Here is a 25,279-nt window from a genome sequence, read left to right on the forward strand (position 1 = left end):
GCCGTTGGGCCTCCCCGGGAGGCTGCGCATCAGAACTCGCCGTCCGCCGACTCGTCCGACGGCCACGGGTCGCTCAGCCACAGGTCGTCGGCCGGCAGCGGTGCGAGCAGTTCGGCGAGACCGGCGTCGATACCGAGCCGTTCGGTCTCCGTGCCGGGCGGCACCAGGCGCAGCGTCCGCTCCGTCCAGGCGGCCACGGCCGCGGACGGCGCCTCGATCAGCGCGTCGCCGTCGGGCGAGGTCAGCGCCACACAGATGACGCTGCGCCGCTGGATCTTGGTCGGCCAGATCCGTACGTCGCCGTGCCCGCACGGCCGGAACGCGCCTTCGACCAGCAGATCTCGGGCGAACGTCCAGTGCACCGGGAAGTCGGAGCCGACGTGAAAAGTGATGTGCACGGCATACGGGTCCTCCGTGCGGTAGGTCAGCCGGGCAGGCACGGGGATGCTGCGCTCCGGCGACAGGACCAGGTTGAGCTCCAGCTCGCGTTCCACAACGGTGTGCATGAGGTGCGTCCTTTCGGTGCCTGTGAAACCGGTCCCCCTGACCGGCCCGCACATGGAGAGAGCGCCCTCCCCGCCACCTATTACGCGACTTCCGGGAAGAACTTCACGGCGACCGGAAAGTGGCCCAAACACCCGGACTGGCACGGGGGTACGCGGCTGTCTGGTAGATGTGGTCCGTTGACCTGAAGCTTCGAAGAGATACGGGACCACGGTGATGAGCGCCCCAACCCCGGCACCCGGTGACGACAGGCCCCGCGAGGGGTATTACCCCGACCCGTCCATTCCCGGATATGTCCGGTACTGGAACGGCGCTTCGTGGGTGCCCGGTACCAGCCGTCCCGCGCCTCTGCAGGGCGAGTCGGCGCCCGAGACGCCTGCTGGAGCGGCCCCGGAACCGCAGCGGCCGTCGGTACCGGGATCGGCCCCCGCGCAGCCGTCCGGCCCGGTCCACACGCCGGTGGACGAAACCGGTCCGGTCTTCCTGGACGAGGAGCCGTACGGTCCTGACCGCCCCGAGCCCGCATCCGCCTGGCAGGCAGACGCCTCCCGGCAGACCGGCTTCGGCGGCGAGCGCGACCGGCGGGTGTCCTGGGGCGGCACCGGGCAGCCCGGCGAGACCGGCGGACCGGGGGAGCAGGGCGCAGCCGCGGCTCAGGATCCGCGTACGCCGGCGGGGCGCGGCCCCGCCGACCGGATGCCCGGCGACCGCGCCCCGGGCGGCAACGCCCCCGCGGACCGGGTTCCCACGGATCCGCGAGGGCCCGGCTCGCAGGACCCCACGGGCGGCGCGCTGCCGGGCATGCGGGACGGCAACAGCCAGGTCCCCGAGAGCACCGTCGCGATCCGGGTCAACCGGCCGGGCCGCAGCGGTGGCGCCGGCGGGACGGGGAGCGGGACCGGTGCCGGGTCCGGCGAGGCGGGGCGTCCGCCTGCCGACGGCACGGTCGAGATCCGCGCCATGGGTCAGGCCGGCCGGCCGGCCCGGTCCCAGAAGGCCGAACAGGAGCCGGGCGGGGGGACGATGTCGATCCGCGCGGTCGCTCCCGGCGCCACCCCGCAGGTCTCTGCGCCCGCGCCTGCCCCGGCACCCGGGATCACACCCGCAGGCGCCGCGGCCCCCGCAGCACCCGCACCGGCTCCCGCTCCGTCGGAACTCAACAATCCGCTCACTCCGGGACCCGGCGGCGGTGCTGCCTCCTGGGCGCAGCAGGTCCATCAGCTCGCCGCCCCCCAGCAACAACAGCAGCAACTTCCGCCCCAGCAGCAACAGCGTCAGCCGCAGTTCGGCGGCCCGCAGCCGGCTCAGCCGGAGCAGCCCGTCGTGCCCTGGAAGCCCCCGGTCAACGACCACTTCCAGCAGCTCGCCCAGGCCCAGGCGGCGGCCCGCCCCGCCGGGCTCGGCAAGCGTTTCGCCGCCCGGCTCGTCGACACGGTCGTGCTGGGCGCGCTCGCCGGGGCGGTCGCGTTCCCCCTTGTCACGCAGGCGATGGATCACATCGAGGAGAAGATCGACGCGGCGAAGCTGTCCGGGGAGACGGTCACCGTCTGGCTGGTGGACTCCACCACGTCCGTCCTGTTCGGCGGGGCGCTCGCGGCGTTCCTGGTGCTCGGTGTGCTGCTGGAGGCGCTGCCGACCGCGAAGTGGGGCCGCACGCTCGGCAAGAAGCTGTGCGGGCTCGAGGTGCGGGACATCGAGTCCCACAGCGCGCCCGGTTTCGGGGCGGCGCTGCGACGGTGGCTGGTCTACGGTGTGCTCGGCATCCTGGTGATCGGTGTGGTCAACGTGGTGTGGTGTCTGTTCGACCGCCCGTGGCGGCAGTGCTGGCACGACAAGGCCGCCCGTACCTTCGTGGCGGGCTGACCCCGCGTACTGACGGCTCGTCGGGTGACGGTGCCGTGGTGCGGTGCCGGGTTCCCCCGAACGCACCTGAGCCGTTGCGGGGGCCCCCGGGCCGGGATGCACTGCCCCCATGAGCAACGATCAGCCGACGCCCGGCCAGCCACCCGAGGACGACCCGTTCCTCAAGAAGCCGCAGGAGCCTCCGACGCCGCCGTCGGGGTCCGGGGCCGGGTCGCAGCCGGGGTCCGGGGCCGGGGCGGGGTCCGAGTCCGGGCCGGGCTCGGGTCCGGGGTCGGGGCCCGGTGCGGGTGGTCCGGGGTCGGGCTCGCCCTACGACCGTTCTCAGCCGCCTCCGCAGCCTCCCCCGTACGATCCCCATGCCTACGGCGGCGGCCCGTACGGCGGCACCGACCCGCTGGCGGGCATGCCGCCGCTCGGCGAGCCCGGCAAGCGGATCCTGGCCCGGCTGATCGACTTCCTGATCATTTCGATCCCGCTGTATCTGATCTCGCTGCCGTTCGGCGGCGCGGTCGACGTGACGGACAACAACGGCAACAGCGAAAGCGCCGGCGACGTGTTCGCCCAGACCTACAACGGGCATCAGCTGCTCTGGTCGCTTATCGCCCTCGTGGTCTACGTCGCGTACGACACGTACTTCACGCACAAGGACGGTCGCACGATCGGCAAGCGGCTGCTCAAGCTGCGGGTCGCGATGCTCAACGACGGCCGGGTGCCGGACACCAGTGCCTCGTTCCTGCGGGCCGTGGTGCTGTGGCTGCCGGCGCTGCTGTGCTGCCCGTGCCTGTGGTGGCTGATCAACATCGTGCTGATGTTCACGGACAAGCCGTACCGGCAGGGGCTGCAGGACAAGGCGGCCAAGACCGTGGTGGTCTCGACCGCGTAGGCAGGAGTCCGATCAGCGGCGCAGGGAGTGCTCGCCCACGCGCTCGGAGGTGTGGACGGCCGGGATTCTGGCCCGGTGGATGTCGTCGCCGACGACATCTTCCGTAGACGTGGCGGAAGTGGCGGTGGGGACGGCAGGGTTCGTACGAACCCCGGTTGCCGTCCTCGCCGCCTTCCGCGTCTTCGTCCGCAGCGGCAGGGGCACGGTGACGGCCACCAACAGGCCGAGCGCCATCGCTGCCGTTCCGATGACCGCGATGCCGAGGCCCGAACTCGTACGGGACAGCAGCAGCATGGCGAGCGTCGAGAAGACGACGGTGACCGATCCGTAGGAGAGCTGTGCAGCAGTGGGACGCGGCATGGCGGTATCCGTCCTCGGGACATCGGATGGGCAGTCTCTCAACGCGGTCGCACTGTCAAGCGACTCTACGACGGTGGATGCCCGGGAGGAACCGGTAGTAAGCGTGACCTAACCCACGGTGCCGGTGCACGGGGGGCGCACTGAGTCATCCCAGGTTCCGAGGGGGCGCTTCGGCGCGCCGGTTACCTGCCCGATGAACGTCCGGATAACGGAAATGCCCTACTGCATAGTGCACTTGGCCTGTGCAAGTCAAGGTCTGTCTTTTCTCTCGTAACTCCGGTCGAATGTCGTCACTTGTGACGCGTATCCGCGCGCAGCCCCGCCACACCCCAAGGCTGCAGCCGCGGACGCCGGGGAGGGACAGCATCAAGTGACCACTAAGAGACGGGCGCTTCGCGCCACGGCGGTTGTCGTGGCCATGGCCGCCACCGCCGCTACGGCGTCGGCCTTCGCCACAGCCCAGGCGGACGACAAGGCCCAAGGAGCGAGCAGCTCCATCGTCGACCGCCGTGATCCGGGGTCGGCCAAGGGCGGCGCGCACGACCTGGAAGGCCCTTTCAGCGAGCAGCAGGACGCGCAGCGTCAGGCCGCTCTGGAACAGGTCATCGCGGGCGACAAGAAGGTGTCGACGCGCGACGGTTCCAAGGTCGTCAAGCTCGACGACAAGAAGTACGTCGAGCTCGGCCGCGAGAAGACGGACAAGATCTTCACGGTCCTGGTGGAGTTCGGCGACAAGGTCGACGACACGACCATGTTCGACCCGGACGGCGACGGGCCCAAGCCGCCCGTCAAGAAGTACGGCGGCACGCCCGGACCGCTGCACAACACGATAGCCAAGCCGGACCCGGCGAAGGACAACAGCACCGCCTGGCAGGCCGATTACAACCAGGCCCACTTCCAGGACCTCTACTTCGGTGAGGGTGCCGGCAAGAACTCGCTGAAGACGTACTACGAGAAGACGTCCTCCGGGCGCTACTCGGTCGACGGCGAGGTCTCCGACTGGGTCAAGGTCCCGTACAACGAGGCCCGTTACGGCTCCAACTACTGCGGCTCGTCCAACTGTGCCAACTCCTGGGACATGATCAAGGACGGCGTGAACGCCTGGGCGGCCGACCAGAAGGCCAAGGGCCGCACGCCGGAGCAGATCAAGGCGGACCTGGCCAATTACGACCAGTGGGACCGCTACGACTTCGACAACGACGGCAACTTCAACGAGCCCGACGGCTACATCGATCACTTCCAGATCGTGCACGCCGGTGAGGACGAGTCCGCGGGTGGCGGCGTCGAGGGCGCGAACGCCATCTGGGCGCACCGCTGGTACGCGTACGGCACCAACGCCGGTGCGACCGGCCCGGCCGACAACAAGGCCGGCGGCACCCAGATCGGTGACACCGGCATCTGGGTCGGCGACTACACCGCGCAGCCCGAGAACGGCGGCCTGGGTGTCTTCGCGCACGAGTACGGCCACGACCTCGGTCTGCCGGACCTGTACGACACCACCAACACCGCCGAGAACTCGGTCGGTTTCTGGTCCCTGATGTCGGCCGGTTCCTGGCTCGGCACCGGCAAGAACGCCATCGGTGACCTGCCCGGCGACATGACCGCGTGGGACAAGCTGCAGCTGGGCTGGCTGAACTACGCCTCGGCCAAGGCCGCGACGAACTCGGTCCACAAGCTGGGTGTCTCGGAGTACAACACCAAGGACAAGCAGGCGCTCGTCGTCACGCTGCCCGACAAGGCCGTCACCACCGCTGTCACGAAGCCCGCCGAGGGCTCCAAGCAGTGGTGGAGCGACATGGGTGACAACCTCAACAACACCCTGTCCCGTTCGGTCGACCTCACCGGCAAGTCCAAGGCGTCCCTGGACCTTTCGGGCTGGTGGGACATCGAGAAGGACTACGACTACCTCTACACCGAGGTGTCGGAGAACGGTGGCACCAGCTGGACCGCGATCGACGGCACGGCCGACGGCAAGGCGATCCCGCGTGACGCCAGCGACAAGCCGGCCCTGACCGACGTCTCCGGCAAGTACCAGAAGCTCTCGTACTCGCTGGACGCCTACGCCGGCAAGAAGATCGACATCCGCTTCCGCTACACCACCGACGGTGGCGCGGGCGGTGTGGGCTTCGCGGCCGACACCATCGCGGTCAACGCCGACGGTGCCGCGCTCTTCTCGGACAACGCCGAGGGTGACGACAACGGCTGGACCGCCAAGGGCTTCTCCCGCGTCGGCGAGTCGTTCACCAAGGAGTACCCGCAGTACTACCTCGCGGAGAACCGCCAGTACGTCTCGTACGACCAGACCCTCAAGGTCGGCCCGTACAACTTCGGCTTCACCACGACCCGTCCGGACTGGGTCGAGCACTACCCATACCAGAACGGTCTGCTGATCTGGCTCTGGGACACCTCCCAGAAGGACAACAACGTCTCCGCCCACCCGGGCAAGGGCCTGATCCTGCCGATCGACGCGCACGCGAAGCCGCTGAAGTGGGCCGACGGCACCGTCATCCGCAACAAGATCCAGCCCTTCGACGCGCCGTTCAGCTGGCGGCCGACCGACGGCTTCACGCTGCACAAGGCCGACGTGGCGGTCAAGATCAAGCCCCAGCTGGGCGTCCCGGTCTTCGACGACCACAAGGGCACCTACTGGTACGAGGAGAACGCGACCGGAAGCGTGAAGGTCGCTGACACCAACACTCGGATCACGATCGTCAGCGAGCCGCTCAGCGGCTCGACGGTCACCGTCATGGTTGGCGCCTCGCACAAGTAATTCCGCATAACCGCAGGTCAGAGCATGATCGGCCGTCGCCCTCTAGCGGGCGGCGGCCGATCGTGTTTAGGTGCCTCTTGTTCGGATTCTTATTGACACGACGTCTCATGGGGGAGTGCGGAGTATGGCCGGCGGAGGATTCAGCAAGTTGCCGAACGGCAGTGTGGTGGTAGCGATCACCCTGACCGGTCCGGCGGACGGAACGGGGCCGGGCAGCCCGGTCCGCGTCCTGGTCCATGCGGCCAACCGGGCCCGCGCGCTGACCCGCCTGCGCAACCTGGGCCTGCGTGCGGTCTACCTCCGAGGCAACGCGGAACCCCCCACCCCCGACGAGGTCACCGCGGTGCTGCACCACCCGGACGGCCTACTCTGGCGGGCCAGACCCGAAAACGCCCAGGAACTCTGGCACCCCATACGAACGCTGCTCACCCCGTCGGTGCCGGCCCAGCAGAATTAGGGCCACCGGCCATGATCCGGCCCGCGCACTCGAGCGCCACGTCGGCGGAAACGAGCGTGGCAAGGGACCCCGATGTCTTTGAGGCCATGGGGGGACCGAGGACGGAGCGGCCGCCGGGCAACCCGGCAAGCCCTCGCCCTACACCACCGGCTTGCCGGAAAGCTCCACTCCGGCTCCCCGGAGCTCCTCCAGCGCCCGCCCTGTGGTCGCCGCGGCGACCCCCGCCGTCAGGTCCAGCAGGACATGCGTCGTGAACCCCTCCCGCACCGCATCCAGCGCAGTGGCCCGCACGCAGTGGTCCGTGGCGATGCCGACCACGTCGACCTCCGTCACCCCACGGTCCCGCAGCCACCGCGCCAGCCCGACCCCGTTCTCGTCGAGGCCCTCGAAGCCGCTGTACGCCCCCGCGTACGCCCCCTTGTCGAAGACCGCGTCGATCGCGCCGGAGGCGACCGCCGGTGCGAAATTGGGGTGGAAGCCGACCCCCTCCGTACCGGCGACACAGTGCGGCGGCCAGGTGTGCTCGAAGTCCGGATGCTCGGAGAAGTGGTCGCCCACGTCGACATGGTGGTCCCGGGTGGCCACCACATGGCGGTAACCGGCCTGGGCCTCGCCGATCAGGTCGGTGATGGCGGCGGCGACATCGGCGCCCCCCGCCACGGCGAGGCTGCCGCCCTCGCAGAAGTCGTTCTGAACGTCCACGACGATCAACGCGCGATGCATGGCGGGTGTCCTTCGATGGGGAGGTCCGACGGGGAGGTCCGACCGGGGGAGGGAATGCGAGCGGAACGGTGGGGGAAGAGACGGAATCGAGCCTAGAGACTGGGGCCGCCTTGCGGGAGGGGGCGTCCGCTTGCTGTCGCCGCCCGTCGCTTTCCGGCCGTCACACCTTCAGACGTACTCCGTGGGAATGACCGGCTCTCCCTTGGACAGCTGCATCGCCGACAGCGGCAGCCCCTGCCGCGCCTCGATGTGCCGCTCCCGGGCCGCGTCCAGCGGCTCGCGGGCGACCACTTCACCACCCCTGACCAGCTCGGCCAGCAGCTGCCGGTCGGCCAGGCCGTCCGGCACCGGGCCCGTGCCGATCACCTCGGCCTCGGCCACCCCGTACTCGTCCAGCCGCCGCGCGGCCCACTTGCGACCGCCCACCGAGGACTTCGCCCCCAACGACTTCTTCGCAACCGGCTGCAGCGGTTCCGCCGGGTCGGCGGAGACCGCCCGGGCGACCAGCTTGTAGACCATCGAGCAGGTCGGCTGACCGCTGCCGGTCACCAGCTGCGTCCCCACGCCGTACGCGTTCACCGGCGCCGCGGCCAGCGACGCGATCGCGTACTCGTCCAGGTCCGACGTCACCACGATCTTCGTCCCGGTGGCGCCCAGCTCGTCGAGCTGCTGGCGCACCCGGTGCGCGACCAGCAGCAGGTCCCCGGAGTCGATCCGTACCGCCCCCAGCTCGGTCCCGGCGATCTCGACCGCCGTACGGACGGCCTCGGCGACGTCATAGGTGTCGACCAGCAGGGTCGTGCCCCGGCCGAGCGAGTCGACCTGCGCCCGGAAGGCGTCGCGCTCGCTGTCGTGCAGCAAGGTGAACGCGTGCGCGCTCGTCCCGACCGTCGGGATGTTGTAGCGGAACCCCGCCGCCAGATCGGACGTCGTGTCGAAGCCGCCGACGTACGCGGCACGCGCCGAGGCCACCGCCGACAGTTCATGGGTGCGTCGTGCACCCATCTCGATCAGCCCGCGCCCGCCGGCGGCCACCGACATGCGGGACGCCGCCGCGGCGATCGCCGAGTCGTGGTTGAGGATCGACAGGATCACCGTCTCCAGCAGCACGCACTCGGCGAAGGATCCCTCGACCCGCAGGATCGGCGAGCCTGGGAAGTACACCTCACCCTCCGGGTAGCCCCAGATGTCGCCGCTGAAGCGGAAGTCCGCCAGCCAGGCCAGCGTCGGCGCGTCGACGACGTTCCGCTCACGCAGGAAGGTGAGCATCTCGTCGTCGAAGTGGAAGTTCTCCACCGCGTCGAGCAGCCGTCCGGTGCCCGCGACGACGCCGTAGCGCCGTCCCTCGGGCAGCCGACGGGTGAATGCCTCGAACACCGAGCGCCGGTCGGCCGTGCCCGCCTTGAGTGCGGCCTGCACCATCGTGAGCTCGTACTGGTCGGTGAAGAGCGCTGTCGACGGCACACCGACCCGTCGCCCAAGGTCCGCAGAGTTCATGGCACGGATGCTACCCCTATTTCGTCAGAGTGACGAGATCTAGGGTCTGTTTGTGCGCTGCCCCCTCCTGAGTGGCAGCATGGGGTGGGTGAGCGTCGCCCCCGTAGAGATCGAACGTCCAGAATCGGCCGAGGAGAACCTCGTCGTCCCCGAGCCCGACGTGCCGTGGGTGACGCTGGTCCACAACGACCCGGTCAATCTCATGAGCTACGTGACCTATGTCTTCCAGGCCTACTTCGGCTACTCCAAGGACAAGGCCCACAAGCTCATGCTCGACGTGCACCAGAAGGGCCGCGCGGTCGTCTCCAGCGGCAGCCGTGAAGAGATGGAACGCGATGTCCAGGCCATGCACGGCTACGGGCTCTGGGCCACCCTCACGCAGGACCGCAACTAGCACGCCCCTTCCCCCGACCCGCCCCGTCCTCTGCCCCGCCCGACCCACCATCGGAGAGAACCCATGGCCGGCCACTTCGAGGCCACCCCCGGCGGCGGCGCGGCCGTCGCGCTCGACGAGGTGGAGATCGCGATCCTGCGCTCCCTCGCCGTCCAGTTGCTGGAGCTGATCGGTCCCGGTGACGAACCCGCCGAGGGCGAGGACCCGCTCGCCGCCCTGTTCGCCGAAGGACCCAGCGAACCGCCGACCGACCCGGCCCTGGCCCGCCTCTTCCCGGAGGCGTACGGGGACGACGACAGCGAACTGCGCGCCGCGTCCGCCGAGTTCCGCCGGTACACCGAGAACGACCTGCGCTCCCGCAAGCGCGACGACGCCCTGACCGTCGTGCGCACCCTGGACGCGATCCCGGACGGGGAGGACGGCGGGATCCTCGAGCTCACCGCCGACGAGTGCCGTAACTGGCTCGGCGCGCTCAACGACCTCAGGCTGACCATCGGTACCCGCCTGGACGTCTCCGACCAGGACGAAGGCGGCGAGGGATCGCTCTACCGGCTGCCCGACAGCGACCCGCGCAAGCCTATGGTCATGGCCTATCTCTGGCTGGGCGCGCTGCAGGAAACCCTCGTCGAGACCCTGATGCCGTAACGGGTGTCCGGCCGCTCCCGGGGCCGGACAAAACGGTCATTCCCGCGTGGCCGGATCCGAAGATCACCCCTGCCGTTCCCGCCGGGTGTTCGCTCAACGAACGCTCAAATCCGAATAACGATCCCGTCACCTGAACGGCCTTTTTTGTGGCGGTTTGGAAACGCTTGTCCGCTTTTTCCTGTGGTGTGCGCCACATAATGTCCGGCGGATCGCCGGTTGGCCCGTGATAAATCTTCACGACCACCCGGGGACGCCACCCCTGTTCCCGGGGGCGCTACAGCCGGCGGATCGCCGGTCGCACTCCATCCATATCCGGGGGGATCAGGACCTGATCCGCAGCCTCAGCGGCGCGGATCGGCGTGGAGAAAGGCGCATCACCATGACATCGGCGAAGGTCGACAAGGGACAAGCCGGCCGGGAGGCCGGAGCAGCCACGCACGATGCCACCTCGAGCGAGGGGTATCAGCGCGGTCTCGGAGCCCGCCAGATCCAGATGATCGCGATCGGCGGTGCCATCGGTACCGGCCTCTTCCTCGGCGCGGGCAAGGCCATCGCCAAGGCGGGACCGAGTCTGATCCTGGCCTATGCCGTCGCGGGCCTGGTGATCTTCTTCATCATGCGGGCGCTCGGCGAACTCCTCATGTACCGCCCGGTCTCGGGCTCCTTCTCGGAGTACGCCCGTGAATTCGTCGGGCCCTTCGCGGGCTTTGTCACCGGCTGGACCTACTGGCTGTTCTGGGTCGTCACCGGAATCACCGAAGTCACCGCGGCCGCCCAGTACATGACGTACTGGTTCGACATCGCCCAATGGGTCTCCGCACTGATCTTCACGGTCATCCTGTACGCCGTGAACCTGATCTCCGTGAAACTCTTCGGTGAGCTGGAATTCTGGTTCTCGATGGTCAAGGTCACGGCCATCGTCGGCATGATCCTCATCTGCGCCGGAATCCTCACCCTCGGCTTCTCCGACGCCGGGGACACCGCGAGCGTGACCCACCTCTGGTCCGACGGCGGCTTCTTCCCGCACGGCATCAGCGGCACCCTCATGACCCTGCAGATCGTGATGTTCGCCTTCCTCGCCGTCGAGCTCGTCGGCGTCACCGCGGGCGAGTCCAAGGACCCGAAGACGGTCCTGCCGAAGGCCATCAACACCGTGCCGTGGCGTATCGCCGTCTTCTACGTCGGCGCGCTGATCATGATCCTGTCGGTCGTCCCGTGGACCGAGTTCGAGCCCGGTATCTCCCCGTTCGTCGCGGCCTTCCAGAAGATGGGCCTCGGCGTCGGCGCCGCGATCGTCAACTTCGTCGTCCTGACCGCGGCCCTCTCCTCCTGCAACTCCGGCATGTACTCCACCGGACGCATGCTGCGCGACCTCGCGCTCAACGGGCAGGGCCCGAAGTTCTTCACCAGGCTGACCAAGAGCGGCACGCCCCTCATCGGCACCACCTTCTCCGCCGCGCTCATGCTCGTCGGCGTCTGGATCAACTACCAGTGGCCCGGCGACGCCTTCAACTACGTCGTCTCCTTCGCCACCATCTCCGGCATGTGGGCCTGGATCATGATCCTCGTCTGCCAGATCCGCTACCGGTTCCGGGCCGACCGCGGAGAGCTCCCGCAGTCCACCTTCCGGGCCCCCGGCGCCCCGTACACCAGCGTCTTCGCCCTCGCCTTCATCGGCATGGTCATCGTCATGATGGCGGTCGACAAGGACGCCAGGATCTCGCTGTACTGCGCCCCGCTCTGGGCGCTGATCCTCGGCGTCTCGTACCTGGTGCTCAAGGCCCGTAACCCCGAGAACAAGGCATTCGCCAAGCGCTGACCCAGCGCCTTCGGCACCTGCTGTCCAGCATGCGGGCCCTCGCGTACCACTCCTCGGAGTCGCGGGGGCCCTCTGCTTATCCTGACGCCATGCTGACCCTCACCCAGGCGCTGTACGACCAGATCGTCGCGCACTCCCGCGCGGACCACCCCGACGAGGCGTGCGGCGTGGTCGCGGGCCCGGCCGGAACCGGCCGTGCCGAACGCTTCATCCCGATGCTCAACGCCGCCCGCTCGCCCACGTTCTACGAGTTCGACTCCGCTGACCTGCTGAAGCTGTACCGGGAGATGGACGACCGCGACGAGGAGCCGGTGATCGTCTACCACTCGCACACCGCGACCGAGGCCTACCCCTCGCGCACCGACATCACCTACGCCAACGAGCCCGGCGCCCATTATGTGCTCGTCTCCACCGCCGACACGGACGACGCGGGCCCCTTCCAGTTCCGCTCGTACCGCATCGTCGACGGTGTGATCACCGAGGAGGACGTCAAGGTCGTCGAGGCGTACGAGCCCGCCTGACCGGCCGTGGGACGGGGGCGGCGCCCGGCCCCCGTCTCCTCCTCACGCCGACAGCAGTCCACCAGGCGAACGTCCACCATCCGACAGGTGAGATCACATGCCGGAATCCGGACCGGGAATCGATACGATGAGCGCATGGTTCCTTATGACGTGAGCGAGAAGACGCCGGGCACGCTGCTCGTCGCGCGCCTGCACGTCGACCTGTGCAGGCTCTCCAGCGCGATCTGTACGAGCCGCCTCCCCGTCGCAGGCAAGGCCTGAGCCGGGTCCCGGCCCGAAGCGCCGACCATCGCACTTTCCCTGCGCGGGGGCAGAGCCGCGCGCCCCACGCCACCACTCCGCTTTCGACAGGAGCCCACGCCATGGCCATCGAGGTCCGCATCCCCACCATCCTCCGCACCTACACCGACGGCGCGAAGGCCGTCGAAGGCAACGGAGAGACCCTCGCCGACCTCTTCACGGATCTCGACAGCCGCCACAACGGCATCCGTGAGCGCATCGTCGACGGCGGCGAACTCCGTCGCTTCGTGAACGTCTACCTCAACGACGAGGACGTCCGCTTCCTCGACGGCATCTCCACCAAGCTCAGCGACGGCGACAGCGTCACCATCCTCCCGGCCGTCGCGGGCGGCATGAACTGATGCGGTACGACAGTCCGCTCGCCGCGGTGGGCAACACCCCGCTCGTCCGCCTGCCCCGGCTGTCACCGTCGGACGACGTCCGCATCTGGGCCAAGCTCGAGGACCGCAACCCCACCGGCTCGATCAAGGACCGCCCCGCGCTCCACATGGTCGAACAGGCGGAGAAGGACGGCCGGTTGACCCCCGGCTGCACCATCCTGGAACCCACCAGCGGCAACACCGGCATCTCGCTCGCCATGGCGGCCAAGCTCAAGGGCTACCGCATCGTCTGCGTCATGCCGGAGAACACCTCCCAGGAGCGGCGGGACCTGCTCGCCATGTGGGGCGCCGAGATCATCTCCTCCCCGGCGGCCGGCGGCTCCAACACGGCCGTCCGCGTCGCCAAGGAGCTTGCCGCCGAGCACCCCGACTGGGTGATGCTGTACCAGTACGGCAACCCGGACAACGCCGGCGCCCACTACGCGACCACCGGCCCGGAGATCCTCGCCGACCTGCCCTCCGTCACCCACTTCGTGGCGGGCCTCGGCACCACCGGAACCCTGATGGGCGTCGGCCGCTTCCTGCGCGAGCAGAAGCCGGACATCAAGATCGTCGCCGCCGAGCCGCGCTACGACGACCTGGTCTACGGGCTCCGCAACCTCGACGAGGGCTTCGTCCCCGAGCTCTACGACGCCTCGGTCCTCACCACCCGCTTCTCCGTCGGCTCCGCCGACGCCGTCACCCGTACCCGCGAACTCCTTCAGCAGGAAGGCATCTTCGCGGGCGTCTCCACCGGTGCGGCACTCCACGCGGCGATCGGCGTCGGAAACAAGGCGGTCAAGGCCGGGGAGCCGGCCGACATCGTCTTCGTCGTCGCGGACGGCGGCTGGAAGTACCTGTCGACGGGCGTCTACACCGCCCCGACCACGGAAGCGGCCATCGAAACGCTGCACGGCCAGCTCTGGGCGTAGCGCGGCGCTCAGGCGGTACCCAGATGCCGGGCGGGCTGGAGACCTCCAGCCCGCCCGGCGTTTTCAGCCCCTCCGGCGGTCGAGGAGCGGGTCGGTCCGCGGCGGCCCCGCACGGCGGAGGCGCACACGGTCACAGCCGGCAGGGGCAGGTACTGGGCAGCCCGCCGCATGCCTCCCACCGCCACGGCCCCCCCGCACCTCACCCGAACCGTCGCACCTGATCCCACACCCCGGGATCCACCACTCCCACCCGCCGCCGGAACCCCCGCACCGCCACATCCCGCAGCTCATCCGTCTCCAGGAAGCTCGCCCGCCCCTGCGGATCGCCCACCGCGCCCGGCGGCAGCGCGATCACTCCCGGCCGCTCCTCGTGGTGCTTGCTGGTGATCTTCGCGACGCGCGCCGCGCCGTCACGTACCGACAGCACCAGACACGGCCGGTCCTTCGACCCCGGCCCGTCCTCGTAGGGAACCTCGGCCCACCAGATCTCACCCGGCCGAGGCGTGCGCTCCGGCCCGCCCCGGGGCCCCTCGGTCCTCCCCGGCGGGCGCGTGCGCCCCCTCGGGCGCCCACCCGGGCGCCGGTCACCGCGCCCGATCCGGCCCCGCCCATCGGCAATCGCGGCAATGAGCGCCAGCAGTACGACCGCGCCGAGCGCAGGCCACCAGGACATGTTCATGCACCGACGGTACCGGCGCCTCCGCAGGCCCGCGCCTCGCGACCGTTTCCATCGAACCGGTGACAGAGCAGGTGAGTTCGCCCACAACGGCAGGCCCTGGAGGAGCGACGGGGTGTTTCGCGCCTTACGCTCAACAAATTGCACGAACCCTCCCCGTTCCCACGTCTCGGAGGTTCACGCTCCATGAAGCTCACCGTCGTCGGCTGCTCCGGCTCGTTCCCGTCCGCGGGTTCGGCATGCTCGAGCTACCTCGTAGAGGCCGACGGCTTCCGGCTGCTCCTCGACATGGGTAACGGCGCCCTCGGCGAGCTGCAGCGCCACATCGGCCTCTACGACCTGGACGCCATCTTCCTCAGCCATCTCCACGCCGATCACTGCATCGACATGTGCGCGTACTTCGTGGTGCGCTACTACCGGCACGACGGCGGACGACCGGAACCCATCCCGGTCTACGGCCCCGACGGCACCGAGCAGCGGCTGACGGCCGCGCACGGCGACACGCCGTCCGACCGGGCGATGAGTGAGGTCTTCGACTTCCACACGCTGAAGTCCGGCTCGTTCGACATCGGCCCCTTCTCGGTCCGTACGGAGAAGCTCTGCCACCCCGTCGACACCTTCGGCATCCGCATCGAGCACGACGGCCGCTCGCTGACCTACTCCAGCGATACCGGAACCTGCGAGTTGCTGGACGAAATCGCCGAGGGCACCGATCTGTTCCTCTGCGAAGCGTCGTTCACCCACGGCAAGGAGGACATTCCTGACCTCCACCTCAACGGCCGCGAAGCGGGCGAAATCGCCGCACGCGGGAAGGTGGGTCAGCTCGTCCTGACCCACATCCCGCCGTGGACGGACCCGGAGCGCAATCTGGCGGACGCCCGCGCGATCTACGGTGGCCCGGTGGAAGTCGCGGTCCCGGGTGCGGTCTACGAGATCTAGCGCCTCGCTCCGGTGCGACAGAGCCCCCACCTTCCGGACGGAAGGTGGGGGCTCTGTCGCACCGGGGCGAGGGGTGAGGCCTACTTCGCCTCGGCCTTGAGCAGCTCGGCGAGCTCCTCGTCCGACTCCCGGCCCGGGGTCGGCAGGTTGAACTTGGTGATCGCGAAGCGGAAGACCACGTAGTAGACCACCGCGAAGCAGAGGCCGACCAGGACCAGCGTCCACGGCTTGGTCGCGATGCCGAGGTTCAATCCGAAGTCGATCAGACCGGCGGAGAAGCCGAAGCCGTCCTTCATGCCGAGCGCCCAGGTCAGAGCCATGGACACGCCCGTGAGCACCGCGTGGATCGCGTACAGCACCGGGGCGATGAACATGAACGTGAACTCGATCGGCTCGGTCACGCCGGTGACGAACGAGGTGAGCGCGAGGGAGAACATCATGCCGCCGACGACCTTGCGGCGCTCGGGGCGGGCGCAGTGGACGATGGCGAGGCAGGCCGCCGGAAGGGCGAACATCATGATCGGGAAGAAGCCGGTCATGAACTGTCCGGCCTGCGGGTCACCGGCCAGGAACCGGGCGATGTCGCCGTGGTTGCCCTTGTACTCGCCCGCCTGGAACCACGGGAACGAGTTCAGCAGGTGGTGCATGCCGATCGGGATCAGCGCACGGTTGGCGACACCGAAGATGCCCGCGCCCACGGCGCCGGAACCGACCAGCCACTCACCGAAGTTGTGCAGACCGGTGCCGAGGACCGGCCAGATCAGACCGAAGACGATGCCGATGACCAGGCCCGCGAAGGCCGAGAGGATCGGGACGAGGCGACGGCCGCTGAAGAAGCCCGCCCAGGCGGGCAGCTTCTGCCGGTGGAACTTCTGGTAGAGCAGGGCAACGACTATGCCGATCACGACACCGCCGAGCACACCGGCGTTGACCGGCGCGTCGCTCATGACGATCTTGCCGTCCACGACGCTCGCGACCTGGGGCAGGTTGCTGTCGGTGAAGGTGGCGAGCACCTTCTGGAAGACCAGGTAACCGGTGACCGCGGCGAGGGCCGTCGAACCGTCCGACTTCTTGGCGAAGCCGATCGCGATACCCACGGCGAACAGCAGCGCCATGTTGTCGAGAATGGCACCGCCGCCCGCGTACATGTAGCCGGCGAGCTTCGTGATGAAGGTCGGGAACGAGTCGCGGCCGAGCATGTCGGCGTTGCCGAGCCGGACCAGCAGAGCGGCTGCGGGCAGTACCGCGACGGGCAGCATGAGGCTGCGGCCGATGCGCTGCATAACAGCCATCACACCCGCACCCTTCTTCTTGGTGGCCGCGGGTGCGGCGCTCGCCGTGGTCATCAACTTCCTCCATTGGACAAGGCGCCGCCAGGTACAGGATTTCTGGGGGCAGCGACTCCAGAAACGTGACGGGTGTCACGTGGTCTGGACCACTCAGTGGTGTAGACCAGTTTTAGCACGGTGTGGGTTGTATAAGGAACATGCAAATGTCGACTACTTCGCAGTAGCTCATCCACACCGTCAGTGACATGACGAAAGCCCCCGGACCATGAGGTCCGAGGGCCCTTGCCGGCCGGGGGTGGAATCCGGCCGTAGACCTACTTGACGAGGTCTTTCTCGATCTCTTCCTCCAGTTCGTCGGGCTCCCGTCCAGGGGTCTGGAGGTTGAACCTGGTGATCGCGAACCGGAACAGCACGTAGTACACCACTGCGAAGCAGAGACCGATCGGAATGATCAGCCACGGTTTCGTCGCCAGGCTCCAGTTGATGACGTAGTCGATCAGCCCCGCCGAGAAGCTGAAGCCGTCCTTCACGCCCAGCCCCCAGCTCACCGCCATCGATACACCGGTGAGCACCGCGTGGATCGCGTACAGGAGCGGGGCGACGAAGAGGAACGAGTATTCGATCGGCTCGGTGATACCCGTCACGAACGACGTCAGGCCGACCGAGACCATCATGCCGCCGACCGCCTTCCGGCGATGCGGCTTGGCGCAGTGGTAGATCGCCAGGGCCGCCGCCGGAAGCGCGAACATCATGATCGGGAAGAACCCCGTGGTGAACTGCCCGGCCGTCGGGTCGCCCTGCAGGAACCGGTTGATGTCACCGTGCACCACCGTCCCGTCCGGCTTGGTGAAGTCGCCGAACTGGAACCAGACGAAGGTGTTCAGGAACTGGTGCAGGCCGATGACGAGCAGTGCGCGGTTGGCGACGCCGAAGATCCCGGAGCCCAGCCAGTTCAGATCGGTCAGCCACTTCGAGAAGCTGATCAGACCGTCACCGATCGGGGCCCAAAGCCAGGCGCACAGGGCCGCGAAGAGCAGCCCGACGAACGCCATGATGATCGGTACGAGCCGTCGGCCGTTGAAGAAGCCCAGCCAGTCGACCAGCTTGACGCGGTGGTACCGCTGCCAGAACCACGCGGACAGCAGGCCCATCACGATGCCCCCGAACACCCCGGGGTTCTGGTACTCGGCGGCCGTCACCTTGGCGTCGCCCGTGACACAGGTACCGAACCACGTACCGCCGGCGGTGAACGTGGAGCCCGGGGCGCAGTCCACCGGGAAGGCGTGCAACACCGCGTAATAGACGAGGAAGCCGGTCACCGCGGCGAGCGCCGTCGAGCCGTCCGACTTCTTCGCCATACCGATGGCGACCCCGACGCAGAACAGCAGCGGCAGTCCCAGTCCGGAGTCGAGCAGCGCACCACCGGCCGCGGCGAAGACCTTGGCGACGTTGTTCCAGCCGAGCCCCTTGTTCCCGAACACGTCCTCCTGGCCGAGCCGGTTGAGGATGCCCGCGGCCGGGAGTACCGCGATCGGGAGCTGGAGGCTGCGTCCCATCTTCTGGAGGCCCTGGAACAGGCCGTTCCACCACTGTTTCCGTGGCACGGCGGCGCTGTCTGAGCTCATCGTCGTCCTCTCGGAACAGGCCACGTTTGGCGGTCGCCGCAAAGTGGTGTAGACCAGTTGCGATACGGTGCGGAGTCCGCCCGAAAGGCAGGGCGCCGGTGATCGTCATCATTGGTGATGGGCCGACAGCTCGCCCGCGAAGTTGGGCCAACCGTGCGTTACCGTGACGAAACGGACCCATGGTGGGCCGGCATGCGGACGCGAACAATCAGGGAGAACGACATGGCCAGCAAGGCTGAGAAGATCGTCGCCGGGCTCGGCGGTATCGACAACATCGAAGAGGTCGAAGGCTGCATCACCCGCCTCCGCACCGAAGTCATCGACCCGAGCAAGGTCGACGAAGCCGCGCTCAAGGCCGCCGGAGCCCACGGCGTCGTCAAGATGGGCACCGCGATCCAGGTCGTCATCGGCACCGACGCCGACCCCGTCGCCGCCGACATCGAAGACATGATGTGACCACCCGCTGAGCCCGCCGGCTCCACACCCCACAGGCCCCGCTCCCGCCCGGACCGGGGCCTGCGGCGCAGCCGATAGGCTCGACGCCATGTCTCGTATCGACGGCCGCACCCCCGAACAGCTCCGCCCCGTCACCATCGAACGCGGATGGAGCAAGCACGCCGAAGGCTCAGTCCTCATCTCCTTCGGCGACACCAAGGTCTTCTGCACCGCCTCCGTCACCGAAGGCGTCCCGCGCTGGCGCAAGGGCAGCGGCGAAGGCTGGGTCACCGCCGAATACTCCATGCTGCCCCGCTCCACCAACACCCGCGGCGACCGCGAATCCGTACGCGGCAAGATCGGCGGCCGCACCCACGAGATCAGCCGCCTCATCGGCCGCTCCCTGCGCGCCGTGATCGACTACAAGGCCCTCGGCGAGAACACCATCGTCCTCGACTGCGATGTCCTCCAGGCAGACGGCGGCACCCGCACCGCCGCCATCACCGGCGCATACGTCGCCCTCGCCGACGCCATCACCTGGGCCCAGGGCAAGAAGCTCATCAAGCACGGCCGCAAACCGCTCACCGGCACCGTCTCCGCCGTCAGCGTCGGCATCGTCGACGGCAACCCGCTCCTCGACCTCTGCTACGAGGAGGACGTCCGCGCCGAGACCGACATGAACGTCGTCTGCACCGGCGACGGCCGCTTCGTCGAAGTCCAGGGCACCGCCGAGGCCGAGCCGTTCGACCGCAAGGAACTGAACGCGCTCCTCGACCTCGCCACCGCGGGCTGCGTCGACCTGACCGCCTACCAGCACGTGGCACTCGCCCGCACCCTCGGCGAGTAAAGAAGCAACCAAGTACGCACCACAGAGCGTCGTGACGAGTACGGGCGCACGGGTCGAACCGTGCGCCCGTCCGCGTATCCGCACCCGGGGAGGAACCCGCACCATGGCCAAGGCCACCCGCCACCGCCGCACCACCGTCGCGCTGACCCTGACCGCCCTCACCGTCGCTCTCACCGCAGCAACCGGCTGCGGCGCCGTCGACAAGGCGCTCGACTGCGTCCGCACCGCCGACGCCATCGCCACCAGCGTCAACAACCTCCAACAGGCCGTCTCCAACGCCTCGAACGACCCCACCCAGGCGGCCGAAGCACTCGACGAGATCGACAAGGAACTCGGCAACCTCGGCGACACGACCGACAACGCCGACCTCTCCAAGGCCGTCGACGACCTCCAGACCGGCGTCAAGAACGTCCGCACCTCCATAGACAACGGCGACGCCACCCCCGACATCACCCCGGTCACCGACGCCGCCAAGGAGATCGGCAACGTCTGCACCTCGTAGCACCGGGCCCGGCCCGCCCCGCGATAATCGGCACATGACCCGCCTGATCCTCGCCACCCGCAACGCCGGGAAAGTCAACGAACTCCACGCGATCCTCGCCGACGCCGGCCTCACCTACGAACTCGTCGGCGCGGACGCGTACCCCGACATCCCCGACGTCAAGGAAACCGGCGTCACCTTCGCCGAGAACGCCCTCCTCAAGGCCCACGCCCTCGCACAGGCCACCGGCCACCCCGCGATCGCCGACGACTCCGGCCTCTGCGTCGACGTACTCGGCGGCGCCCCCGGCATCTTCTCGGCCCGCTGGTCCGGCACCCACGGCGACGACCGCGCCAACCTGGATCTGCTCCTGGCCCAGCTCTCCGACATCGACGACACCCACCGTGCCGCCCACTTCGCCTGCGCCGCGGCCCTCGCCCTCCCGGACGGCACGGAACACGTGGTGGAAGGCCACCTCCTCGGCACCCTGCGCCACACCCCGTCCGGCACGAACGGCTTCGGCTACGACCCGATCCTCCAGCCGGAGGGCATGACCGTGACCTGCGCGGAGCTGACCCCGGCGGAGAAGAACGCGATCAGCCACCGGGGCAAGGCGTTCCGGGCGCTGGTACCGGTGGTGCGGGAGCTGGTGGGGTGACGCATTGATGTCGGGCTTCCTGTGCCTTATTAGGAAGCCCGACATCGGATACTTGGTGCGCCCGGTCGGATTCGAACCGACATACACGACCACCTAAAGATCGCCGCTCAACCAGATGGCGTACGGGCGCATGCGAACGAGATCCTACTGCCTTCCGCGGAGGGACGGAGAGCGATTGGCGAATGTCGCCGTCTGGCTATGACAGGACGGGCACAAGTACCGAAGGTTCACAGGGCGGTTGTCCAGCCAGTCGCCGTTGATGTGGTCGATCTCCAGGACCAGTCGCTTGCCCCGCCAGACATCCCCAATGCCACATGCGGCGCACTTGTGCGGGAAGGCCAGATCATCGAGCGCACGCCGCAGAATAACCGTCCTTGTCCGGGGTGAGGGTGGGGCGAGCCGCCTCAATACCTCCTGTGCAGGCTTGCGGTAGGGAGAAGAGGCCCCGAGGAAGTGGCCTTGCCCTGTGAAGTGTTCGGTCGAAATGCCATGTGCTTCGATGCTCCGCTTCACGAGAGCACGACCGGCGCCGTTGTCGATACGACCGAGAAGCCTGAGCGTGCCGGCGAGGCTGAATGACGCCTCCACGGCCGCCACCAGATCGTCTCGGGCCAGAGTGCCTGCTCCATACCGTCGGCCACGAGTGAAATGCGAGGTGTCGATGTCGTATTGATCGAGCTTCTTGCGGATATGGCCGTACGGACTGTCCCGCGGCGGGAGGCCCATGTACTCGAGCACTTCTCGGATGCTGTGGGAGTGTGCCGCAGCTTTGGCGAGAAGCTCTTTCGAGTACGAGCGGCGCTCTCGCTCCGGCAGGGGTTCCTCGCGGAAATGGGACACGTCTATGCCATAGTGCCGCAGTCGCCGGTTCAGGTAGCTGCGCGATCCGCTGCCGAGCGTGGCGCCGAGTCTGCGCATCAGATCCACCATGCTGGATGACTCGGCGGCGGCCGCTGCCAGTCGGTCGCGCGTGTACGTGGGAGCGCTCACGTCGCCCTCCGCTTCCGCCCGCGATACGTGTCCGTCGCAGAGTGGCAGTTGGGACAGAGGAACCGCAGGTTTTCCGGTCGGTTGTCCCACCAGTTGCCGTTCTTGTGGTCGACCTCGAGCCGCAGTGGTTTGTCGTTCCATACGGTGCCTGTGCCGCACTCTGCGCAGCGGTCCGGTATCCCGATCCGAAGGAGCTCTCGACGGAGCCGTGCGCCGGGGATCCGCCCGTCTTGTGGAGAGCCCAGCATGAGCAGGTTTCCGCGTGAGCCTCGGGGCCGGCCTCGGCGCATCGCGAAGTGAGATACATCGATGCCCAGAGACGTGATCCGTCTGCTGATGTGCGTATGGCTGCCGCCCACGGGTTTGATCCCCAGCCGTTGCAGGACCTCCGTGACCGAGGAAGAGGGTGCGACCGCCTCCCTCAGCGCCTCTTCCGTGTAGCGCACCCATGTCTTCGGGAAGTGTGAAGTGTCGATCTTCGCTTCTGCCATCTTCTGGCGCAGGTATCGCCGGCTTCCCGCCGTGGGTGTGCCCCCGCACCAGCGAATGGCGTCGTCGAAGTTGGTCGTTTCACGTGCCGCTTCTTCGAGCAGCTCACGGGTGTATCGAACCGCCATCGATCCCCTCCGTTCCCGACCGCACGTTCGCGGTGTCGTACGGAACAACGAACCGTTTATCGGAGAGTCACGTCCGATATCCGACAAGATGCGGAACGGCCCGCCCCGCTTCAGTCGACGCAGAAGCGGTGCGGGCCGTTCCCGGGGACGGGGTCAGGGGTCAGGAGTCAGAACTTGGGCTCAGGAGTCTGGGCCGCGCACAGCTCCGCCGCCTCCTCCTCCGTCTCCACCGACGGGGGTGAGCCGTCCAGCGGCCGCTGGGCGGTCTCCTTCATGCAGGCCACCGCGATCACGCCGACCAGGGCCGCCGCCATCGCGTAGTACGCCGGCATCAGGTTCGTACCGCTCCAGCTGATCAGCGCGGTGATCACCAGCGGGGTCGTACCGCCGAAGAGCGAGGCCGAGAGGTTGTAGCCGACAGACAGGGAGCCGTAGCGGACCTGGGTGGGGAAGAGGGCCGGGAGTGCGGCGGACATCGTGCCGAGCATGCAGACCAGGGAGAGACCCAGCATCAGCATGCCGATCGTGATGGCCGGGATGCCGTCCTGGCGGATCAGCAGGAAGGAGGGGAGCGAGAGGCAGAGGAAGCCCAGCATTCCGGCCATCAGCAGCGGCTTGCGGCCGAAGCGGTCGGAGAGCTTGCCCACCTGGCTGATGATCAGCATCAGGAAGACCATGACGGCGAGCAGGATGAGCAGGCCGTGGGTCTCGCTGTAGCCGAGTTCGTCGGAGAGGTACGTCGGCATGTACGACAGCAGCATGTAGTCGGTGATGTTGTACGCGCCGACGAGGCAGATGCAGAGGATCAGCGTCGGCCAGTACTGCCGGAAGATCTTCGCGAGGTCATCCTTGGTGGTGGTCTCGACGCTGTCTGCGGCCTCGGTGGCCTGAGCGCTGCCGCCCTCCAGCTTCTGGAAGGCCGGGGTCTCGTCGAGGCGCAGCCGGAGGTAGAGGCCGACCAGGCCGAGGGGGCCCGCGACGAGGAACGGGATGCGCCAGCCCCATGACTCCATGGCGGGGGTGTCGAGGACGGCGGTGAGTGCGGTGACGAGACCGGCCGCGCCGACGTATCCGGCCAGGGTGCCGAATTCGAGGAAGCTGCCGAAGTAGCCGCGGCGCTTGTCGGGGGCGTACTCGGCGATGAAGGTGGATGCGCCGCCGTACTCTCCGCCGGTGGAGAAGCCCTGGACCAGGCGGAAGAAGATCAGCAGGGCGGGCGCCCAGAGGCCGATCGAGGCATGGGACGGGATGACGCCGATGGCGAAGGTGCCGACCGCCATCATGATCATGGTGAGGGCGAGGACCTTCTTGCGGCCGATCCGGTCGCCCATGGGGCCGAAGAACATTCCGCCCAGCGGGCGTACCAGGAAGGCGACCGCGAACGTGGCGAACGAGGAGAGCAGCTGGGTGGTGTTGTTCCCGGACGGGAAGAAGACGTGCCCGAGGGTGACGGCCAGGTAGGAGTAGATGCCGAAGTCGAACCACTCCATGGCGTTGCCGAGGGAGGCCGCCTTCACCGCCCGCTTGACTGCCTGGTCGTCGGTGACGGTGATGTCGGACCGGCGCAGCCTGGGGTTCTTCCGCTGCCGGATGGCGCGGAAGAGGGTGGGGTGGCGTTTGACCGCTTCGGGGTCGGCCACCTGCTGAAGGTCGGAGGCCGCCATGGCCGGGTCCTTTCCTCGGTGGGTGTTCCAGGAAAGGCTTCTGCGCGGTCATGGCGGTCGCAAACCGATGTGGGGTGAAAGTGCGACGCCCGTCACAGGGGCGTGGTGGCGGTCAGATGCCGAGGTCCTTGATGATTTTGGCTACGTGGCCGGTGGCCTTGACGTTGTAGAGGGCGCGTTCGACCTTGCCCTCCTCGTCGACGATGATCGTGGAGCGGATGACGCCCGTCACCGTTTTGCCGTAGAGCTTCTTCTCGCCGAATGCGCCGTAGGCCTGGAGGGTTTCCTTGGACGGGTCGCCGACCAGTGTGACCTCGAGGTTTTCCTTCTCGCGGAACTTGGCGAGCTTCTCCGGCTTGTCGGGGGAGACGCCGATGACGTCGTATCCGGCGCCGGTCAGGAGCTCCAGGTTGTCCGTGAAGTCGCACGCCTGCTTGGTGCAGCCGGGGGTGAGGGCGGCCGGGTAGAAGTAGACGATGACTTTGCGGCCCTTGTGGTCGGCGAGCGAGATGTCGTTGCCGTCGGCGTCGGGGAGGGTGAAGGCCGGGGCGGTGTCGCCGGGCTGGAGTCGCTCGCTCATGGTTCTCCTCAAGGGCGTGTGGGGTGTACGGGACCGAGCGTAATAGGGGTGCCGCCGGGTGTGCGGGCGGCCGAGCTGACAGACTGTCGATGAAGGTTTACCGGACGACGACCACGGAGGCGGCGCAGTGTCGGATGCCAGGACCCCTGCGCAGATCGAGGCGGACATCATCAGCAGGCGTGAGCAGCTTGCGGTGGTGCTCGACGAGATCGGGGTGCGGGTGCACCCGAAGACGATCATCGGCGATGCGAAGGCCAAGGCTGTCGAGGCCGCGGACCGGACGGCCGGGCGGGCGTTCGTCGCGGTGAATCGGACGGTGTCGGATGTGAAGGCGCAGTTTGTTTCGGAGGATGGCGCGCCGCGTCTGGAGCGGGTGATTCCGGTGGCGTTGCTGGCAGCGGGCGTGCTCGGACTGGTCGTGGTGTCCGCGCGGCGGAAGAAGCGCTGAGAA

At 68.2% G+C, this 25,279-nt stretch carries 28 protein-coding genes and 1 tRNA gene; 17 read left to right on the plus strand and 12 right to left on the minus strand.

Annotated features, from left to right (window positions below; translation table 11 throughout):
- Window positions 1-29 precede the first annotated feature (29 nt).
- Window positions 30-506, minus strand: coding sequence for an SsgA family sporulation/cell division regulator (locus ACFYP5_RS24075; RefSeq protein ID WP_389039522.1), 477 nt, complete (start codon window positions 504-506; stop codon window positions 30-32).
- 214 nt (window positions 507-720) lie between these two features.
- Here ACFYP5_RS24075 and ACFYP5_RS24080 point away from each other — a divergent pair, with 214 nt between their 5' ends.
- Window positions 721-2,367: an RDD family protein gene (locus tag ACFYP5_RS24080; RefSeq protein WP_389039525.1), complete on the plus strand. Its 1,647-nt coding sequence runs from the start codon at window positions 721-723 to the stop codon at window positions 2,365-2,367.
- Window positions 2,368-2,476: 109 nt separating this feature from the next.
- Complete coding sequence (locus ACFYP5_RS24085) at window positions 2,477-3,250, plus strand: RDD family protein (protein ID WP_389039528.1); 774 nt, start codon at window positions 2,477-2,479, stop codon at window positions 3,248-3,250.
- Between the two features lie 12 nt (window positions 3,251-3,262).
- Here ACFYP5_RS24085 and ACFYP5_RS24090 read toward each other — a convergent pair whose 3' ends face one another.
- Window positions 3,263-3,610 (minus strand): hypothetical protein, encoded by a 348-nt coding sequence (locus tag ACFYP5_RS24090; protein WP_389039531.1) that lies wholly within the window; start codon window positions 3,608-3,610, stop codon window positions 3,263-3,265.
- 370 nt (window positions 3,611-3,980) lie between these two features.
- Here ACFYP5_RS24090 and ACFYP5_RS24095 point away from each other — a divergent pair, with 370 nt between their 5' ends.
- Together ACFYP5_RS24095 and ACFYP5_RS24100 are read left to right on the plus strand one after the other, a co-directional pair.
- Window positions 3,981-6,380 carry an immune inhibitor A domain-containing protein gene (locus ACFYP5_RS24095; RefSeq protein WP_389039534.1) on the plus strand — a complete coding sequence of 800 codons (2,400 nt, stop codon included), beginning with the start codon at window positions 3,981-3,983 and terminating at the stop codon, window positions 6,378-6,380.
- A gap of 124 nt (window positions 6,381-6,504) precedes the next feature.
- On the plus strand, window positions 6,505-6,837 hold the full coding sequence (locus ACFYP5_RS24100; protein WP_389039537.1) for a hypothetical protein: 333 nt from the start codon (window positions 6,505-6,507) through the stop codon (window positions 6,835-6,837).
- A gap of 138 nt (window positions 6,838-6,975) precedes the next feature.
- Here ACFYP5_RS24100 and ACFYP5_RS24105 read toward each other — a convergent pair whose 3' ends face one another.
- Together ACFYP5_RS24105 and ACFYP5_RS24110 are read right to left on the minus strand one after the other, a co-directional pair.
- Entirely contained in the window at window positions 6,976-7,560 is a 585-nt protein-coding gene (locus tag ACFYP5_RS24105; protein WP_389039539.1) for an isochorismatase family protein, read from the minus strand.
- A gap of 168 nt (window positions 7,561-7,728) precedes the next feature.
- Window positions 7,729-9,057: a nicotinate phosphoribosyltransferase gene (locus ACFYP5_RS24110; RefSeq protein WP_389039541.1), complete on the minus strand. Its 1,329-nt coding sequence runs from the start codon at window positions 9,055-9,057 to the stop codon at window positions 7,729-7,731.
- 79 nt (window positions 9,058-9,136) lie between these two features.
- On the opposite strand from ACFYP5_RS24110, the gene clpS reads away from it, so the two are divergent.
- From clpS to ACFYP5_RS24145, 7 genes are all read left to right on the plus strand, one after another.
- On the plus strand, window positions 9,137-9,451 hold the full coding sequence (clpS, locus tag ACFYP5_RS24115) for an ATP-dependent Clp protease adapter ClpS (RefSeq protein WP_030971071.1): 315 nt from the start codon (window positions 9,137-9,139) through the stop codon (window positions 9,449-9,451).
- 63 nt (window positions 9,452-9,514) lie between these two features.
- A complete protein-coding gene (locus tag ACFYP5_RS24120) occupies window positions 9,515-10,096 on the plus strand; it encodes a DUF2017 domain-containing protein (RefSeq protein WP_389039545.1) in 582 nt (193 codons plus the stop codon).
- A 379-nt stretch (window positions 10,097-10,475) separates the two neighbouring features.
- A complete protein-coding gene (locus ACFYP5_RS24125) occupies window positions 10,476-11,915 on the plus strand; it encodes an amino acid permease (RefSeq protein WP_389039548.1) in 1,440 nt (479 codons plus the stop codon).
- 89 nt (window positions 11,916-12,004) lie between these two features.
- The gene (locus ACFYP5_RS24130) at window positions 12,005-12,436 is read left to right on the plus strand and encodes a Mov34/MPN/PAD-1 family protein (protein ID WP_030923086.1); all 432 of its coding nucleotides are present in this window, start codon (window positions 12,005-12,007) and stop codon (window positions 12,434-12,436) included.
- A gap of 135 nt (window positions 12,437-12,571) precedes the next feature.
- Complete coding sequence (locus tag ACFYP5_RS24135) at window positions 12,572-12,697, plus strand: putative leader peptide (RefSeq protein ID WP_389039550.1); 126 nt, start codon at window positions 12,572-12,574, stop codon at window positions 12,695-12,697.
- Window positions 12,698-12,798: 101 nt separating this feature from the next.
- A complete protein-coding gene (locus ACFYP5_RS24140) occupies window positions 12,799-13,077 on the plus strand; it encodes a MoaD/ThiS family protein (protein WP_030971063.1) in 279 nt (92 codons plus the stop codon).
- Window positions 13,077-14,027, plus strand: a complete 951-nt coding sequence (locus ACFYP5_RS24145; protein WP_389039553.1) for a PLP-dependent cysteine synthase family protein — start codon at window positions 13,077-13,079, stop codon at window positions 14,025-14,027. Before ACFYP5_RS24140 ends, ACFYP5_RS24145 begins: the two co-directional genes overlap by 1 nt.
- A 199-nt stretch (window positions 14,028-14,226) precedes the next feature.
- Here the strand turns inward: ACFYP5_RS24145 and ACFYP5_RS24150 are convergent, their stop codons facing one another.
- Window positions 14,227-14,706 carry a type II toxin-antitoxin system PemK/MazF family toxin gene (locus tag ACFYP5_RS24150; RefSeq protein ID WP_389039556.1) on the minus strand — a complete coding sequence of 160 codons (480 nt, stop codon included), beginning with the start codon at window positions 14,704-14,706 and terminating at the stop codon, window positions 14,227-14,229.
- A 183-nt stretch (window positions 14,707-14,889) separates the two neighbouring features.
- Between ACFYP5_RS24150 and ACFYP5_RS24155 the strand changes: the two genes are divergently transcribed.
- Window positions 14,890-15,642, plus strand: a complete 753-nt coding sequence (locus ACFYP5_RS24155; RefSeq protein WP_389039558.1) for an MBL fold metallo-hydrolase — start codon at window positions 14,890-14,892, stop codon at window positions 15,640-15,642.
- A gap of 80 nt (window positions 15,643-15,722) precedes the next feature.
- Here ACFYP5_RS24155 and ACFYP5_RS24160 read toward each other — a convergent pair whose 3' ends face one another.
- Window positions 15,723-16,988, minus strand: a complete 1,266-nt coding sequence (locus tag ACFYP5_RS24160; protein WP_389039561.1) for a PTS transporter subunit EIIC — start codon at window positions 16,986-16,988, stop codon at window positions 15,723-15,725.
- A gap of 257 nt (window positions 16,989-17,245) precedes the next feature.
- Window positions 17,246-18,556 (minus strand): PTS transporter subunit EIIC, encoded by a 1,311-nt coding sequence (locus tag ACFYP5_RS24165; protein ID WP_389039564.1) that lies wholly within the window; start codon window positions 18,554-18,556, stop codon window positions 17,246-17,248.
- A 192-nt stretch (window positions 18,557-18,748) separates the two neighbouring features.
- On the opposite strand from ACFYP5_RS24165, the gene ACFYP5_RS24170 reads away from it, so the two are divergent.
- The 4 genes from ACFYP5_RS24170 to rdgB all read left to right on the plus strand — a co-directional run bounded on the left by ACFYP5_RS24170 (window position 18,749) and on the right by rdgB (window position 20,977).
- The gene (locus ACFYP5_RS24170) at window positions 18,749-19,012 is read left to right on the plus strand and encodes a PTS glucose/sucrose transporter subunit IIB (protein WP_356641490.1); all 264 of its coding nucleotides are present in this window, start codon (window positions 18,749-18,751) and stop codon (window positions 19,010-19,012) included.
- Between the two features lie 88 nt (window positions 19,013-19,100).
- Window positions 19,101-19,838 carry a ribonuclease PH gene (gene rph / locus ACFYP5_RS24175; protein ID WP_389039568.1) on the plus strand — a complete coding sequence of 246 codons (738 nt, stop codon included), beginning with the start codon at window positions 19,101-19,103 and terminating at the stop codon, window positions 19,836-19,838.
- A 103-nt stretch (window positions 19,839-19,941) separates the two neighbouring features.
- Window positions 19,942-20,340 carry a hypothetical protein gene (locus tag ACFYP5_RS24180; RefSeq protein WP_352262572.1) on the plus strand — a complete coding sequence of 133 codons (399 nt, stop codon included), beginning with the start codon at window positions 19,942-19,944 and terminating at the stop codon, window positions 20,338-20,340.
- Between the two features lie 34 nt (window positions 20,341-20,374).
- Window positions 20,375-20,977: an RdgB/HAM1 family non-canonical purine NTP pyrophosphatase gene (gene rdgB / locus ACFYP5_RS24185; RefSeq protein WP_389039571.1), complete on the plus strand. Its 603-nt coding sequence runs from the start codon at window positions 20,375-20,377 to the stop codon at window positions 20,975-20,977.
- A gap of 53 nt (window positions 20,978-21,030) precedes the next feature.
- Here rdgB and ACFYP5_RS24190 read toward each other — a convergent pair.
- From ACFYP5_RS24190 to bcp, 5 genes are all read right to left on the minus strand, one after another.
- Window positions 21,031-21,107, minus strand: a tRNA-Leu gene (locus tag ACFYP5_RS24190).
- A 14-nt stretch (window positions 21,108-21,121) separates the two neighbouring features.
- Window positions 21,122-21,967 carry an HNH endonuclease signature motif containing protein gene (locus ACFYP5_RS24195; protein ID WP_389039574.1) on the minus strand — a complete coding sequence of 282 codons (846 nt, stop codon included), beginning with the start codon at window positions 21,965-21,967 and terminating at the stop codon, window positions 21,122-21,124.
- The gene (locus tag ACFYP5_RS24200; protein ID WP_389039577.1) at window positions 21,964-22,584 is read right to left on the minus strand and encodes an HNH endonuclease; all 621 of its coding nucleotides are present in this window, start codon (window positions 22,582-22,584) and stop codon (window positions 21,964-21,966) included. The genes ACFYP5_RS24195 and ACFYP5_RS24200 overlap by 4 nt, the downstream gene beginning before the upstream one ends.
- A 167-nt stretch (window positions 22,585-22,751) precedes the next feature.
- The gene (gene proP / locus ACFYP5_RS24205) at window positions 22,752-24,248 is read right to left on the minus strand and encodes a glycine betaine/L-proline transporter ProP (protein WP_389039579.1); all 1,497 of its coding nucleotides are present in this window, start codon (window positions 24,246-24,248) and stop codon (window positions 22,752-22,754) included.
- Window positions 24,249-24,360: 112 nt separating this feature from the next.
- Window positions 24,361-24,828: a thioredoxin-dependent thiol peroxidase gene (gene bcp, locus ACFYP5_RS24210; RefSeq protein ID WP_030923127.1), complete on the minus strand. Its 468-nt coding sequence runs from the start codon at window positions 24,826-24,828 to the stop codon at window positions 24,361-24,363.
- Window positions 24,829-24,955: 127 nt separating this feature from the next.
- On the opposite strand from bcp, the gene ACFYP5_RS24215 reads away from it, so the two are divergent.
- On the plus strand, window positions 24,956-25,276 hold the full coding sequence (locus tag ACFYP5_RS24215; RefSeq protein WP_030923134.1) for a DUF3618 domain-containing protein: 321 nt from the start codon (window positions 24,956-24,958) through the stop codon (window positions 25,274-25,276).
- Window positions 25,277-25,279 lie beyond the last annotated feature (3 nt).

It is taken from the genome of Streptomyces sp. NPDC005262 (genome assembly GCF_042872425.1).
Lineage (GTDB): Bacteria > Actinomycetota > Actinomycetes > Streptomycetales > Streptomycetaceae > Streptomyces.